This is a genomic window from Selenomonas sp. (assembly GCF_052169755.1).
Lineage (GTDB): Bacteria > Bacillota > Negativicutes > Selenomonadales > Selenomonadaceae > Selenomonas.
Genome location: NZ_JBQNBV010000042.1, coordinates 1 through 14,784 on the forward strand (window position 1 = coordinate 1; position 14,784 = coordinate 14,784).

At 58.1% G+C, this 14,784-nt stretch carries 15 protein-coding genes; 3 read left to right on the plus strand and 12 right to left on the minus strand.

The window, feature by feature from the left end; translation table 11 throughout:
• From ACTTKG_RS04575 to ACTTKG_RS04585, 3 genes are all read right to left on the minus strand, one after another.
• The coding region (locus tag ACTTKG_RS04575; protein ID WP_442673073.1) for an MBL fold metallo-hydrolase at positions 1-515 on the minus strand (515 nt) is incomplete at its 3' end.
• Positions 512-1,369: a hypothetical protein gene (locus tag ACTTKG_RS04580; RefSeq protein ID WP_442673074.1), complete on the minus strand. Its 858-nt coding sequence runs from the start codon at positions 1,367-1,369 to the stop codon at positions 512-514. The genes ACTTKG_RS04575 and ACTTKG_RS04580, both read right to left, overlap by 4 nt.
• A 100-nt stretch (positions 1,370-1,469) precedes the next feature.
• A complete protein-coding gene (locus ACTTKG_RS04585) occupies positions 1,470-2,144 on the minus strand; it encodes a uracil-DNA glycosylase (RefSeq protein WP_442673075.1) in 675 nt (224 codons plus the stop codon).
• A gap of 187 nt (positions 2,145-2,331) precedes the next feature.
• On the opposite strand from ACTTKG_RS04585, the gene ACTTKG_RS04590 reads away from it, so the two are divergent.
• Positions 2,332-3,189, plus strand: coding sequence for a C40 family peptidase (locus ACTTKG_RS04590; RefSeq protein WP_442673076.1), 858 nt, complete (start codon positions 2,332-2,334; stop codon positions 3,187-3,189).
• A 166-nt stretch (positions 3,190-3,355) separates the two neighbouring features.
• Here the strand turns inward: ACTTKG_RS04590 and ACTTKG_RS04595 are convergent, their stop codons facing one another.
• Entirely contained in the window at positions 3,356-4,678 is a 1,323-nt protein-coding gene (locus ACTTKG_RS04595) for a (Fe-S)-binding protein (RefSeq protein ID WP_442673077.1), read from the minus strand.
• Between the two features lie 3 nt (positions 4,679-4,681).
• On the minus strand, positions 4,682-6,067 hold the full coding sequence (locus ACTTKG_RS04600) for an FAD-binding oxidoreductase (RefSeq protein WP_442673078.1): 1,386 nt from the start codon (positions 6,065-6,067) through the stop codon (positions 4,682-4,684).
• A gap of 486 nt (positions 6,068-6,553) precedes the next feature.
• Between ACTTKG_RS04600 and ACTTKG_RS04605 the strand changes: the two genes are divergently transcribed.
• Positions 6,554-6,826: a hypothetical protein gene (locus ACTTKG_RS04605; RefSeq protein ID WP_442673079.1), complete on the plus strand. Its 273-nt coding sequence runs from the start codon at positions 6,554-6,556 to the stop codon at positions 6,824-6,826.
• Here ACTTKG_RS04605 and ACTTKG_RS04610 read toward each other — a convergent pair.
• A complete protein-coding gene (locus ACTTKG_RS04610) occupies positions 6,801-7,094 on the minus strand; it encodes a hypothetical protein (protein ID WP_442673080.1) in 294 nt (97 codons plus the stop codon). The genes ACTTKG_RS04605 and ACTTKG_RS04610 overlap by 26 nt on opposite strands.
• Here ACTTKG_RS04610 and ACTTKG_RS04615 point away from each other — a divergent pair.
• On the plus strand, positions 7,093-8,421 hold the full coding sequence (locus tag ACTTKG_RS04615) for an S-layer homology domain-containing protein (RefSeq protein WP_442673081.1): 1,329 nt from the start codon (positions 7,093-7,095) through the stop codon (positions 8,419-8,421). The two genes, ACTTKG_RS04610 and ACTTKG_RS04615, sit on opposite strands and share 2 nt — an antisense overlap.
• Positions 8,422-8,518: 97 nt before the next feature.
• On the opposite strand, the gene ACTTKG_RS04620 is transcribed toward ACTTKG_RS04615, so the two are convergent.
• The 6 genes from ACTTKG_RS04620 to ACTTKG_RS04645 all read right to left on the minus strand — a co-directional run.
• Entirely contained in the window at positions 8,519-8,773 is a 255-nt protein-coding gene (locus ACTTKG_RS04620; RefSeq protein WP_442673082.1) for a response regulator transcription factor, read from the minus strand.
• Positions 8,742-9,611, minus strand: coding sequence for a zinc metalloprotease HtpX (htpX, locus tag ACTTKG_RS04625; RefSeq protein ID WP_442673083.1), 870 nt, complete (start codon positions 9,609-9,611; stop codon positions 8,742-8,744). The genes ACTTKG_RS04620 and htpX overlap by 32 nt, the downstream gene beginning before the upstream one ends.
• A gap of 197 nt (positions 9,612-9,808) precedes the next feature.
• Positions 9,809-11,341: a 2,3-bisphosphoglycerate-independent phosphoglycerate mutase gene (gene gpmI, locus ACTTKG_RS04630; RefSeq protein WP_442673084.1), complete on the minus strand. Its 1,533-nt coding sequence runs from the start codon at positions 11,339-11,341 to the stop codon at positions 9,809-9,811.
• Positions 11,342-11,738: 397 nt separating this feature from the next.
• Positions 11,739-12,494 carry a triose-phosphate isomerase gene (tpiA, locus tag ACTTKG_RS04635; RefSeq protein WP_442673085.1) on the minus strand — a complete coding sequence of 252 codons (756 nt, stop codon included), beginning with the start codon at positions 12,492-12,494 and terminating at the stop codon, positions 11,739-11,741.
• 222 nt (positions 12,495-12,716) lie between these two features.
• The gene (locus ACTTKG_RS04640; protein WP_442673086.1) at positions 12,717-13,934 is read right to left on the minus strand and encodes a phosphoglycerate kinase; all 1,218 of its coding nucleotides are present in this window, start codon (positions 13,932-13,934) and stop codon (positions 12,717-12,719) included.
• Positions 13,935-14,098: 164 nt separating this feature from the next.
• Positions 14,099-14,784, minus strand: a 686-nt coding sequence (locus tag ACTTKG_RS04645; RefSeq protein WP_442673087.1) for a type I glyceraldehyde-3-phosphate dehydrogenase, incomplete at its 5' end; no start/stop codon positions are given.

Consider the following 14,784-nt stretch of genomic DNA (forward strand, 5'->3'; position numbering starts at 1 on the left):
CTGCCGCAGACGGTATAGCCGACGGGAGCGGCGGCGTCGTGCAGGGTGGCGAAGCTCTTGACGGAGACGCTGCCGAGCATGACGTCGCCTGCGAGCGGGGAGAAGGTATCTTCCGGCACAGCGACGCTCTCTTTTATGGCGCGAAGGGTCGCCGGACGCGCGAAGAGCGGCAGCCGATACTCTTTCAGAAGCGTCGGCAGCCCTTTGATATGGTCGCTGTGCTCGTGCGTGATGAATACGCCGTCGAGATCAGCGGGATCGACGCCGAGATCGCGCAGACTGCGTGTGATGCGCCGCGCGCTCACGCCGGCGTCGATGAGGATGCGCGTGCCGTCAAGCTCGATGTACGCTGCGTTGCCCTTGCTGCCGCTCGCGAGTACGGCGACGCGCAGACCGCGCACAGGGTTTTGCACGGCTCTCTTCTTTGGCGGCGCATCGAGAGCCATCCGAGCGGCGCGTGCCGCACAGTCAGCGGCGGCACGCGAGAAAGCGGCGCTTGCCGCAAAGCCGCTCAAGAGCGCTTCACTCCATGCGGCAAAATGAGGACGGATGCGGGCTTTTCTTCGGCGAGCAGCGACGACGGCTCTTCTTGTGCCGCTTCTTTGCCGCTTTCGATCATGCTCTGCGCCCTTTGATTCGCTTCCTGCAGGCGCAGGAGCCCTTCGACGAGGTCGATGTCTTTTTTCGTCGCAAGCGTTTCGAGCGCGGATGCGACGTGCTGCAGGAACTGCTGCAGCTGATGCGTCTGCTCGTCCTGCTTGCGTTCGCGCACTTTCGCCGCTTCGCCGCTGTCGCGCTGCGCCGTATCGAGCGAAGCCAAATGCCCGGAGAGCGCCTCGTGCTCACGCTCGATGTCCTCGGCGATCTGCCCCGCCGTCTCCACAAGCCCGATCTCGATGGCGGCATGACGCTTCAAAATATCGGTGAATCCCTGCTCCTGTGCGCTTGCCACATATTCGAGCGTACGCGCGAGCGAGTCTTTGAGATCCTGCGCCCCCTTTTCCTGCGCGGCGCGCATCACGCCGATCTGACGCGCGATCTCTTTCTGCATCATGGTCCCGAGAGCGCTCGTATCGACAGCGGGGTTGATACGAAAAGCCGCAAGGTCACGCGAAAGGCTCCTCGCGACGGAAGCGATCTCCCGCGCAAGATTTGCCTCCATCGTGTCTAAGCGGCTCGCGAGCGAGCGCTCGATGTCGTCGATACGGCTCATGACAGCACGCTCACGGCGCATCGCATCGCGCTCGGCTTGGCGGCGCACGTCATGCACATCGCCCAATGCCTGCTCCAGTTCTTCGATTCGCTTTTCCAGGTCTTTCTTATCCTCCGAGGTAATCAGCCCCGCCCGCGAAAATATGCTCTTTCCCATCGAAAATACCCTCCAAAACGAAGTAAGCTATATGCACAATTATGATACTATGTTCTCGGAGATTTTTCAAGAAACCACCGATAAAATGACATCGCCGGCGTCATACATCGGGCAGCTGCCAGTCGATGGGCGTCTGTCCCGTGCTTTCAAGGAAAGCGTTGGCACGCGAGAAGGGACGGCTGCCGAAGAAGCCGCGGTGGGCGGAGAGCGGACTTGGGTGCGACGATTCGATTACGGCGTGCGGCGGCGCAGCGATCATGACTTTCTTGCGGCGTGCAGGCGCACCCCAGAGAATGAACACGAGGGGCTTTTCCCGCGCAGCGAGGAGCGCGATGATACGATCGGTGAAAGTCTCCCAGCCATGCCCGTGATGCGAGGCGGCGGCGTGCGCACGCACGGTCAATACGGTGTTGAGAAGCAGCACGCCCTGCTTCGCCCACGGGGCAAGGCAGCCGTTGTTCGGCGTCCGGCAGCCGAGGTCGCTCGCCAGCTCTTTGAAGATGTTCTCAAGCGACGGCGGCGGCGCAACGCCCGCCTGCACGGAAAAAGACAGTCCATGCGCCTGTCCCTCTCCGTGGTAGGGATCCTGCCCCAAGATCACGACTTTCGTATCGGCGTAGGATGTATAATGAAGCGCATTGAAAATCGCATACATATCGGGAAATATGCGGCGCGTGCGATACTCGTCGATGAGGAAGCGGCGCAGCTCTTGATAGTAGGGTTTCTTCATCTCATCGGCAAGCAGCTCGCCCCAATCGTTTTGAAAAATCTTCATGGCGTATCACTCCTTTTCGTCCATAAATTACAGCAGATTGCAAAAAAATCATCCGACAAATGGTATGCGCCAGTGCAAAAATTCTTATCCCATATTCCCAAAGCAGCGTTTTTACAGTATACTGAGAAATATAGGTATCCTTGATACATTCAGCCCCAGCGGTCGCCGCACGGAAAGGATGGTTTTTATGCGCCTGCGTCGTTTGCGCAAAGTTTTTCTCGTATTCGGGCTTGCCGTCTTTTTGGCGGCGGGTACGGCTTCTGCCGCGCCGATTCTTGCGGAGAACTCCCACGGACACGATGTTTTCAAACTGCAAAAGGAGCTGAAACGCACCGGCTATCTCACGGATGAGCCGGACGGCATTTTTGGCAGCCGCACGAAGAACGCTGTACTCGCATTCCAACGCGCTGAGCGGCTGAAGGAAACGGGCGTCGTAGACCGCGAGACGTGGAACCGCCTGCAAAAGCACCCTGCGCAAGGAGACGGCGTCCCCGCCGATGTACAGCCTGCACCGAGCGGCGCGGCGAATACGCCTGCGGCGAGTCCCGCACCAAGCGATGCGACGAACGCCGCCGACGCAAATCCCGCAGGAAATGCAGCGACGGGCAGCGGCAAGATCCCCGTCTTGGAACCGCGTCTGAAGAAGCCGCCGGAGAGCCGCCCGTTCCTCGTGCGCACAAAGGTGGCAGGCGTCATAGCGACGGCAAAAAAATATATCGGCACACCGTACAAATTCGGCGGCACGACGCCAAAAGCGTTTGACTGCTCGGGCTACCTGCAATATGTTTTCAAAGAAAACGGTCTGACGATCCCGCGCACGGCGGATGAACAATTCAAGCTCGGAAAAAGCGTTCGCACGACGGAACTTGTCGAAGGCGACCTCGTGTTTTTTGAGACGTACGAAGCCGGCGCTTCGCACTGCGGCATCTACCTCGGCAGCGGCAGATTCATTCATGCCTCGACGAGCAAGGGCGTGCGCATTGATGAGCTTTCAAGCGATTATTGGCGAACGCATTATTACGGGGGCAAGCATATCGTCGATTGAATGAACGGCATACGATAGGAACATGTTCTCCTTTGGTTCGATCTTCTTATGCCCACGCAGGAAGCCTTTTCCTTATTCATTATACAACAAACCATGAAAAATCCCTTCCAGATGCAGAAATGAACTGCAGCGGAAGGGATTTTTTCTCCATTATTATGGATGAAATTCAGTGTGCCGCCGCACCGCGATACGATTCGGCGAGGATCTGAATCGGGTGGTAGACGACTTGCGGCATATCGTTGTGTACGATGCCGTCCGTGATGTGCATACGGCAGCTCGGGCAGCTCGTCGCCACGAGGTCTGCGCCCGTCGCGGTGATGTTGCTGCACTTCCTGTCGTTGATTTCACGGCTCATCTCATAGTGCGCCATGCAGAAGGAGCCGCCGGAGCCGCAGCAGCGGTCGTGCTCTTTCATCTCGACGAATTCCACGCCCGGGATCGCCTTGAGGACCTTGCGCGGCTGCTCGGTGATGCCAAGACCGCGGATCATGTGACACGGATCGTGCATCGTGACCTTCTTGTTGACGGGCGAGAGATTGTCGGTGCGGAAGCCTTTCTCGATGAGAAGCTCGCTGATCTCTCGTACCTTCGCCGCCATCTTCTCGGCGCGAGGACGCCATTCGGGATCGTCCTTGAGCCATTCGGGATAGTGCTTCAAGGCTTCGACGCACGAGCCGCAGGCGCCGATGATGTAGTCGACGTCGAGAGCTTCGAAGACGCGGATCGTGTTGCGCGCGAGCTGGTTCGCGAGGTCGAAGGCGCCCGATACATGAATCGGCGTGCCGCAGCAGTGCTGCTTCGACGGCAGCACGACCTCGATGTCGTTCGCCTTGAGGACGTCGATGACGGCGTCGCCCATGTCCGTGTACATGTAGTTGATCGTACAGCCCGTGAAGAAGGCGACGCGGAACTTGGGGTTCTCCACCTTGATGACTTCGGGATATTGGCTGCGCAGCGGGCGCGATGCCAAAGGCGGCGTCGCGCGGTTCGGATCCATGCCCGGCATGGGCAGGCGCGATTTCACAGCATTCTTGCCCGGCACTTCCTTGAAGGACATCCAGCCGAACATGCCGCCGAGCTTCAGCGCCGCATCGAAGAGCGGACGGTTCTGCAGGAGACGGAAGACGTTCTTCTTGATCGGGTGCAGGCCGCGCGCCTTGACAGCGGCGTTCCTGCCGCGCAGGATCAGCTCGTCGGCTGCGACGCCGCACGGGCAGTTTGCCGCGCAGCTCTTACAGTTCAGACACATCGCCATGATGTGGTCGAACTCCGCCGAGATGGGCACCTTGCCCGAGAGATAGCCCTGCATCAGAGAGATCTTGCCGCGCGCGACCATCTGCTCTTTTCTCGTCTCGCGGTAAATCGGACAGACGGCTTGACAGTTGCCGCACTTCATGCAGTTTGCCATCGCGTCCTCGATGTCAGCGAGGAGCGATGTGTCGTGCTTGTTCAAGTCTGCCGCCGTAAACTTTTTCGTATCTTCAGCCATAGGTCAGCACTCTCCAATCAATTTTCCCGGGTTCAGAATGAGGTTCGGGTCGAGTGCGCGCTTGATTTGGCGCATGGCCTCCATGCCTTCCTTGCCGTGCTGCAGCTCCATCCAGGGCAGCTTGCCGAGACCGATGCCATGCTCGCCCGAGAGCGTGCCGCCCAGCTCGACCGCACCGCGGAAGATGTCGTCCATCGCCTCATGGACGCGCTTCGTCTCCTCTTCGTCGCGCAGGTCGCAGACGATCGTCGGGTGCATGTTACCGTCGCCTGCATGGCCGAACGTGCCGATCGTGACGTTGTGATCTTTCGCCGCCTTCTTGACGATAGCGAGGAATGCCGGGATCTTGCTTCTCGGAACGGTCGCATCTTCGACGAACGTCGTCGGGCGCAGCTTCGCAAGGCACGGAAGCGCCATGCGGCGAGCCGTCCAGAGCTGTTCCTTGTGCTTCGCGTCGCGGGCGAGCGTGACCTCGCGTGCGTTGTTTTCTTCCAGAACCTTCATGACCTTGTCCGCCTCATCCTCGACGACCGTCGGATGGCCGTCGACCTCGATGAGGAGAATCGCGTCGGCGTCCGTCGGCAGTCCGACGTGCATGAAGTCCTCGACCGTGCGGATCGTCGCGTTGTCGAGGATTTCGAGCGTCGCAGGGATGATCTTCGCGGCGATGATGCCCGAGACGGCGCGGCCCGCATCCTCGATCGTATCGAAGATCGCGACCATGCTCTTCGTCTTTTCCGGCGCAGGAACGAGCTTCAAGAGAGCCTTCGTGACGACGCCGAGCGTGCCTTCAGAACCTGTGAAGAGCTTCGTCATGTCGTAGCCCGAGACGTCCTTGACGTTCTTGCCGCCCGTATGCAGCACATCGCCGTTCGCGAGGACGACTTCAAGACCCTGCACATAGTTCTTCGTGATGCCGTATTTCAATCCACGCAGGCCGCCCGAGTTCTCCGCGATCGTGCCGCCGAGGCTCGCCGTCTTGACCGTGCCCGGATCGGGCGGGTAGATGAGCCCGAACTGCGCGATGTGGTCGTTGATGTCCTGCACGATGACGCCCGCCTCGACCTCAGCGATGAGGTTTTCGAGATCGACGTCGATGATCTTGTTGAAGCGGAGCATTGAGAGGACGATGCCGCCCTTCAAAGGCGCCGTGCCCGCCGAGAGATTCGTGCCGGAGCCGCGCGTGTAGACGGGGATCTTGTGCTCATTTGCAAACTTCAAGACCTTCGAGACTTCTTCCGTCGTGCCGGGGCTGACGACGACGTCCGGCATGTAGATATGACCCGGCGTCGCATCGTAGGCATAGGAATAAAGTTCCTCTTCCTTCGACTGAACATTCTCCGCACCGACGATCTTCGCCATCTCTTCTGCCAACTGCTGCTTTTCCATGTAGTATGCACCTCTTTCACAATGGTGGTTATCATAGATAAAATCTATAGGGTAGATAATCTTCCTATTAATTCTAAGTATCGCATATTTTTTGCATTTGTCAATGGAAAATTGCGACTTTTAACAATTATTCCGATGGTTTTTCTAAGATAAAAGCCGCAAGCCCCGCCAATACGGGTTTGCAGCTTGTCGTTTTCCCTGACAGAGACCATCGGAAGCGCAATATCGACGTTAAACGATACCGACTGGTATCACGAACGGTATCATGGGATGATGATCGGGGAAACCATCCTTGGGCATCCCTGCCATACATCCCGCATATTTCTGCATTTACAAATATATGTATATGGTATATATTTAGAGAAACGCTGATCGAGATGAATTTGCTCAGATTCGCTCCGATGGTTGACGGAATTTATCCGTAAGCCCTCACCAAGCATGGGTTTGCCGAATGCCCATACCGATCAAAAACGAGGAGGTGACGCCATGCGCCGCCATAGAGACAAAATCGCTTACTTTCTCATCACCTTTGCCGTCTGTCTCATCCTCATGACGCTGTCCACATACAAGACGACGCGCATGGCAAATACGATTCTCTATACGTCCGTTGCCATCTCGCTTCTCGCGGAGAACATCCCGAAGGTCGTAGAGATCCCCCTGCACTACGCGCATCCCGTGAAGTGCATCGAATACTTCATGTTCTTCGTCGCCGTGCTTTGCTTCATCACGGTCGTCATGCGGTATCTTCATTTGTTTTGAAAAAGGCTGTGCAACCGTCAGATTCGGCGGCTGCACAGCCTTTTTCGTCCATACCGATGGAGCGCATCATCGAAGCCGCTTCGCTTACGAAGATCAAGAAAATATGAATCTCTCTCATTTTTCCACTTGCCCCCCCCGTAAGATATGTTACCATTATCAGTAGACAGACCACAGGCGGGATTCTTGAGGGAACTTGGATACTCAGAAACTCCTTCTTGATGGTTTGACTAACGTTCATTTCATCTATTTTGAAGGAGGAGTTTTTCATGAAGAAATCTCTGACAGCAGCTCTGACGACGGCGCTCGTCGTCGGCGCAGCATCGACGACGTTCGCAGCAGCGAACCCCTTCAGCGACGTCCCGATGGATCATTGGGCGTACGATGCCGTCGCACAGCTTGCCGACGACGGCATCATCGAGGGCTATGGCGACGGCTCATATCGCGGTGAAAACGAGATCACGCGCTATGAGATGGCGCAGATGGTCGCAAAGGCGATGGCGAAGGAAGATCAGGTCAACGCCCAGCAGAAGGCGATGATCGACCGCCTTGCCGCTGAGTTCAGCGAGGAGCTGAACAACCTCGGCGTGCGCGTCGCGAACCTCGAAAGCCGTATCGACAATGTCAAATGGACAGGCGAATTGCAGTACACCTATGAGCGAGGAAGCGGTGAGTTCTTCGATAAATATATGGGTGGCGCGCAGTCGAATAATGAGCTTCTTTTCCGCTTGGAACCGGAAGCTACGGTCAACGACCATTGGAAAGTCAAAGCTCGCCTTGATGCAACATGGGACGCAAACGAGGACACTGGAAAAGACGGCAACAGCAGTGTTTCGCTTGAACGCGCCTATGCCGAAGGCACTTACGGCACAACTGTCATTGATGCCGGTAAACTGCCTGTATTCACGGAACAAGGCGTTCTCATCGACGATACTTTGACAGGCGTCGCCGTTACCTTCGGAGCAGAAAAGCCCTTTTCCGGAACGATTATCGCAGGTCGCTATGACCTAGAGCACTCTAAATGGGGCGACGAAGTAAAAGACGCTAAGAACAAACACTTAATCACAGGCGCAACGGCAGATGTGCAGATACTCAATCTCAACTGGGATCCTTCAGAGAAGTTTCATGTCGGAGCGGACTATATACGGTTGAAGGAAAAAGGCTGGATGCACGATATTGTCGGACTGGATGAAGCGTGCAATTTCTGGGGGCTTGGTGTGACATGGCGCCCCGAAGATACCGTCGCGCTTTCAGGCGGCTATTGGAAGAACACAAGCCGTGAAGCTTCCGATATCAAAAACGAGCATCTCAAGGCGTACAACATCGAACTCGCTTACAAGGGCGCAGAACCAGAGAATCCGCACACGTTTGGGATTCATGCGGCATATCGCTATCTCGGCGGCGGCGCAACGATAGCCCCAACCTTCGACGGCGCAATGTGGAACACAAAAGGCTGGGAGATCGGCGGCGATTATGCTTTCGCTAAAAATGTCGTGGGTACACTGATCTACTTCAATGGTGATTTGATCTTCTCCGCAGAACCGGAAGGCAAAACCAAGGAGAACAAGCTCTTCGCCCGTCTCGAATATTTCTTCTGATATAACGAGCAGCCGTGCAGAATTCCTGTACGGCTGCTTTTTTCGGCGTATATGGAAGGCTGTGCAGCCGTCGGCTTCGGCGGCTGCACAGCCTTTTTTATTTCTTCCCCAAGATGTTGTGTCGAAGCGCGTAGTCGACAAGCTCCGAGTTTTGCGTGCAGCCGAGCTTTTGCAAAAGGCGCGTCTTGTAGGTCGAGACGGTCTTGATCGAGAGGTAGAGCTTATCGGCGATGGTTGAGAGCGAATAGCCATGCACGATAAGCTCCATGACTTCACGCTCTCTGGCAGAGAGTATCCTATTGACGATGTGCCGCCCTGCCTTACCGTCCCAGAAGCCGCGCCTGTTCTTCAAGGCGGGCGACGCGCTCGGCGGTCGCCGGATGCGTGGAGAAAAGGCTCATGAAGGCTTGGCGTGAACCGGCAAGAGGGTTGACGATGAAGAGATTGCCCGTCGCGGGACGCGCTTCGGCTTCGCGCATCGGCGGCATACGCGCGACCGTGCCGGAGATCTTTTCGAGCGCCCGCGCGAGGTAACGCGGGTTGCCGCAGATCTCGCCGCCCGCCTTGTCTGCATCGTATTCTCTGGATCGTGAGATCGCAAGCTGGATGAGCGTCGCCGCGAGCGGTGCAACGAGGACGGCGAGAAGCGTGCCGACGATGCCGCCTGCACCCTCGTCATCGTCCGAGCGTCCGAAGATCGCGCCCCACTGCGCCATATAGGCGAGCATGGAGATCGCACTGCCCATAGCGGCGGCGATCGTCGAAGTCAACGTATCGCGGTGCTTGATGTGCGAAAGCTCATGCGCAAGCACGCCCGAAAGCTCTTCACGGCTCAAGATGCCGACGATGCCGCGCGTGACGGCGACAGCGGCGTGCGAAGGACTGCGCCCCGTCGCAAAGGCGTTCGGCGTCTCGGATTCGATCAGACAGACCTTCGGCATCGGCAGCCCTGCACGCGCGGCAAGATCCGCCACGAGATGACAGAGTTCGGGCGCTTCTCTCTCCGTCAGCGGCCGTGCGCCGTACATCCGGAGCACGATGCTGTCACTGAACCAATAGGAAAAGAAGTTCATTGCCAAGGAGATGACGAACATCATCATCGCGCCGCCCTTGCCGCCGATCACAGCGCCCAAAACGACGAGAAGCATCATCATGAGCGCCATCAATATCGCAGTTTTTATCGTATTCATAAAGAAACCTCCCAAAATGATTGATACGAAAAAGACTCTACCTCAAAAATGGATGCGGCGCAAAGCAACGTACAAAGGAAAGGGGAGTGCAGTCCATCGGCTGAACCGAAAACTGTACTCCCGTTTTGTATGTCAAAAACTTGACACAGCGGAGAAAAGCGCTGAAAACTATCGCTCTCCCTGCCGCAAAACAAACCTTACTTCATCTCCACGAGGGGTTTTCCCGTCATTTCGGACGGAATTTCAAGCCCGGCGAGCGTCAGGAGCGTCGGTGCGATGTCGCAGAGTGCGCCGTCATGCGCCTTCTTCACGCGGTCGGACACGCATATAAACGGCACGGGATTCGTCGTGTGCGCCGTGAACGGCTGTCCCGTCGCGTGGTCGACCATGCGGTCGGCGTTGCCGTGATCGGCGATGATGCAAACCTCGCCGCCCATCTTCTGCGCCGCCTCGACGAACCTGCCGACGCAGGCATCGACCGTCTCGACCGCCTTGACGGCGGCTTCCATGACGCCCGTGTGACCGACCATGTCGCCGTTCGCGTAGTTCAGGATGATGAAGTCGTACTTGCCAGATTCAATGGCAGCGACGACCTTGTCCGTGACTTCGAGCGCGCTCATCTCGGGCTGCAGATCGTATGTCGCCACCTTCGGCGAGGGCACGAGGATACGGTCCTCGCCCTTGTACGGCTCTTCGACGCCGCCGTTGAAGAAGAACGTGACGTGCGCGTACTTCTCCGTCTCGGCGATGCGAAGCTGTGTCATGCCGTGCTGCTCGATGATCGAGCCGAGCGTGTTCTTAATGCTCTCGGGCGGGTAGGCGATTTCGACGTTCATGCCTTCCTCGTACTGCGTCATCGTCGTGAACGCGAGATCAAGCCCCTCGACGCGAGGGAAGCCGTCGAATTTCGTATCGGTAAAAGCGTGCGTAAGCTCTCTCGCGCGGTCGGGACGGAAGTTGAAGAATATGACGCCGTCGCCCTTCTTCATGCCCGCATAGCCGCCGATGACGGCAGGGACGACGAATTCGTCCGTCACCTTCTCCGCATACGAGGCTTCGATGGCTTCCTTCGCCGTCGCCTTCTTCACGCCGTCTCCCTTGGCGATGGCGTCATACGCCTTTTCGACGCGCTCCCAGCGCTTGTCGCGATCCATAGCGTAGTAACGCCCCGAGATCGTCGCGATCTCGCCGACGCCGATCTCGCGGCACTTCTCTTCGAGTTCGGCGAGATAACCCGCCGCGCTCGTCGGCGGCACATCGCGCCCGTCGAGGAAAGCGTGCACATAGACTTTCGAGAGTCCATTCTTCTTCGCCATTTCGAGAAGCCCGTAGAGGTGCTTTTCGTGGCTGTGCACGCCGCCCGGCGAGACAAGTCCGAAGAGGTGCAGTGCGCCGCCCGACTTCTTCGCACTGTCGATGGCGTGGATGAGCGCCTTGTTCTCGAAGAACGTGCCTTCGGCGATCGCCTTCGTGATGCGCGTAAGCTCCTGGTAGATGATGCGCCCTGCGCCGATGTTCGTATGCCCGACCTCGGAGTTGCCCATCTGCCCGTCAGGCAGGCCGACGTACTCGCCCGATGCCTGCAGCTGGGCGTGCGGATATTTCGCCGTGAGGCCGTCCAAGACGGGCGTCTTTCCGACGACGATGGCGTTCGTCGGATCTTTCGGATCGCCGATTCCCCAGCCGTCCATGATGATGAGCGCGACCGGTGCATGTTTCAAAGTTGCCATAGATCTACCCCTTTCCTATGGAGTATGTTACAAATATTGCAGAAAGTCGCCCCGAGAGGCTGCTCCCCAAAAGGAGCGGCATCGCATGTGCAGTGCCGCTCAAAAGTTTTCCTTTTCGTCAGAACTTGAGGAACCACTGATAAATTCAGCCACCCATCTTCACGCATCTGCGCTGTCCTCTCGTCGTCGACAAATCCTCGACGTAGCACCGCTACGCCTCCGGTTTGTCTCCTTGCTGAGCCGTCCAAGAGCCAAGTCCGAAGGACGCAGGCGATTGGGCAACGGCTCGTATGCGAAAACGTCCCAAGAATGCAAGCGCGAAGCGCGTCGCATGATTGGCTGACGTTGACCGCGATAGAACCAGCGCATCTGCGCAAATCTGGGCGACTTCATTTTATCAGCGGTTCCTTACGATCTCGCTGAAGTCCTTCGCCTTGAGCGACGCGCCGCCGACGAGAGCGCCGTCGACGTTCGGCTTCTCCATGAGGCCGGCGATCGTTGCGGGCTTGACGCTGCCGCCGTACTGGATGCGGATGGCGTCTGCCGCGTCCTTATTGAATACCTCGGCGACCGTCGCGCGAATGGCGGCGCAGACTTCCTCCGCCTGCTCGAACGTCGCCGTCTTGCCCGTGCCGATCGCCCAGATCGGCTCGTAGGCGATGACGAGCTTCGCTGCCTCTTCGGCGGAGAAGCCGTCGAGCGCCGCCTTGATCTGCTTCGTCACGAAGTCGATGTAGGTGTTCGCCTCGCGGATCTCAAGCGGTTCGCCGCAGCAGATGATCGGTGTGATGCCCGCCGCAAACGCCGCCTTGGCGCGCTTGTTGACGCCCTCGTCCGTCTCGCCGAAGTACTCGCGGCGCTCGGAGTGGCCGAGTACGCAGTAGTCGACGCCGATCTCCTTGAGCATCGCCGTCGAAATCTCGCCCGTATAAGCGCCGCTCTTCTCCCAATGCACATTCTGTGCACCGATGTGGATGTTCGAGCCTTTGACGGCTTCTGCCACGGCGGCGAGCGCCGTTGCCGTCGGGCAGGCGACGACATCGACGTCCTTCGCATCCTTCACGAGCGGCATAAGCTCCTTGACGAGCGCTACGCCCTCGGCGATCGTGTTGTTCATCTTCCAGTTGCCTGCGATAATGGGTCTTCTTGCCATAAAATCTTCCTCCTTTTGAAGAAACACGGATACATTCAGCCGCCCATCTTCATACATCCGGACAACTTCATTTTATCCGCGTTTCCCTAACGAATCCATCGGGGGCGCGTCAAAAATGCACCGCGCCCTCGAAACCTCTATCATGCCCATGCTGCTTGGCTTGGCGGCAAACTTCGCACAAACGTCCGCATGGCGGCGCTGTGCGCCATCTTTCAGAAGCTCTTACTTCTCGGCAATCGCCGCGATGCCCGGCAGGACCTTGCCCTCAAGGAACTCCAGCGTCGCGCCGCCGCCCGTCGAGATGTGCGAGATCTTGTCCGAAAGCCCCGTCTTCTTCAGCGCCGCGATGGAATCGCCGCCGCCAACGATGCTCGTCGCGCCCGCCTCCGTCGCATCGGCGACGGCTTTCGCGACGGCGAGCGTGCCCTTGGCGAACTCATCGCACTCGAAGACGCCCATCGGACCATTCCAAATGATCGTCTTCGCGCCCTTCAGCGCTTCGACATACGCCTCCGACGTCTTCGGGCCGCTGTCGAGCGCCTGCCAGCCATTCTCCACCTTATCGACCGCAACGACCTTCGTCTTGCCCTCAGCGGCGAACTTCGCCTCGTCGGCGAGCGGGAACATGTTCGCGACGGCGACGTCGAGCGGCAGGATGACCTTGACACCCTTCGCCTGCGCCTTTTCCAGAAGCTCTTTCGCGAGATCCATCTTGTCCGGCTCGCAGAGCGAATCGCCGATCGGCAGCCCCTTGGCGGCGTCGAACGTATGCGCCATGCCGCCGCCGATGATGATCGTGTCGACCTTCTCGATCATGTTGCTGATGACGCCGATCTTGTCCGAGACCTTCGCGCCGCCGATGATGGCGACGAAAGGATGCGCGGGCGCTTCGAGCGTCTTGCCGATGTAGTTGATCTCCTTCTCCATGAGGAATCCTGCGACCGTTTCAAGATCGGCGGCAATGCCGACGTTCGACGCATGTGCGCGGTGCGCGACGCCGAAAGCGTCGTCAACGGCGATGTCTGCAAGCGAGGCGAGCTGTTTGGCAAAGGCGGGATCGTTCTTCTTCTCTTCCTTGTGATAGCGCAGGTTTTCGAGGAGCAGGACTTCACCCGGCTGCAAGTCCGCAGCTGCCTTCTCGGCTTCGGGACCCACGCAGTCGGACGCCCACTTCACGTCCTTCTTCAAAAGCTCGGCGAGATGCTTGACGAGATGCTTCGTCGAGAACTTCTCTTCCTTCGCCTCCGTCGGGCGGCCGATGTGGCACGCGAGAATCAGCGCCGCGCCGCCGTCCAACAGATGGTTGAGCGTCGGCAACGTGCGCACCATGCGCGTGTCGTTCGTGATATTCATCTTGTCGTCAAACGGCACATTGTAATCGACGCGCACGAAAACTTTCTTGCCCTTGACGTCGATGTCCTTGATCGTCTTCTTGTTCATAAAAATCCTCCCATAAAAAGAACAGAGGTCCAGCCCAAACGCGGCCGGACCTCATGGATCTTGACTCAGCTGATTTTTTCAGAAAGGCGCGCTAGCTTCGCCTCTCCCCGCGCTCCGCCGACCGCTCTCGCTCTCAGAAAGCGCTGAATTTATCAGCGATTCTCTTACTTCAGTTCAGCAAAGTACTTGATCGTGCGAACCATCTGGCTCGTGTAGCTGTTCTCGTTGTCGTACCACGAGACCACCTGCACCTGCGTGTTGCCGTCGCCGATGGGGCTGACCATCGTCTGTGTCGCATCGAAGAGCGAGCCGTAGCGCATACCGATGATGTCGCTTGATACGATCTCATCCTCGGTGTAGCCGTAGGACTCCGTCGCTTCCTTCTTCATCTGCGCGTTGATCTCGTCCACCGTCACTTCGCCCTTGACGACAGCGAAGAGAAGCGTCGTCGAACCCGTAGGCGTCGGCACGCGCTGCGCAGCGCCGATGAGCTTGCCCTTGAGCTCGGGGATAACGAGACCGATCGCCTTCGCCGCACCCGTCGAGTTCGGCACGATGTTGACGGCTGCGGCGCGGCTGCGGCGCAGATCGCCCTTGCGCTGCGGGCCGTCCAAGGTCATCTGGTCGCCCGTGTAGGCATGAATCGTCGCCATGATGCCGCTCTGGATCGGCGCGAGATCGTTGAGCCCCTTCGCCATCGGAGCGAGGCAGTTCGTCGTGCAAGAAGCCGCCGAGATGACTTTATCCTCGGGCTTCAGGATCTTGTGGTTGACGTTGAAGACGACCGTCGGCAGATCGTTGCCTGCAGGCGCCGAGATGACGACCTTCTTCGCGCCGGCGGCGAGATGCG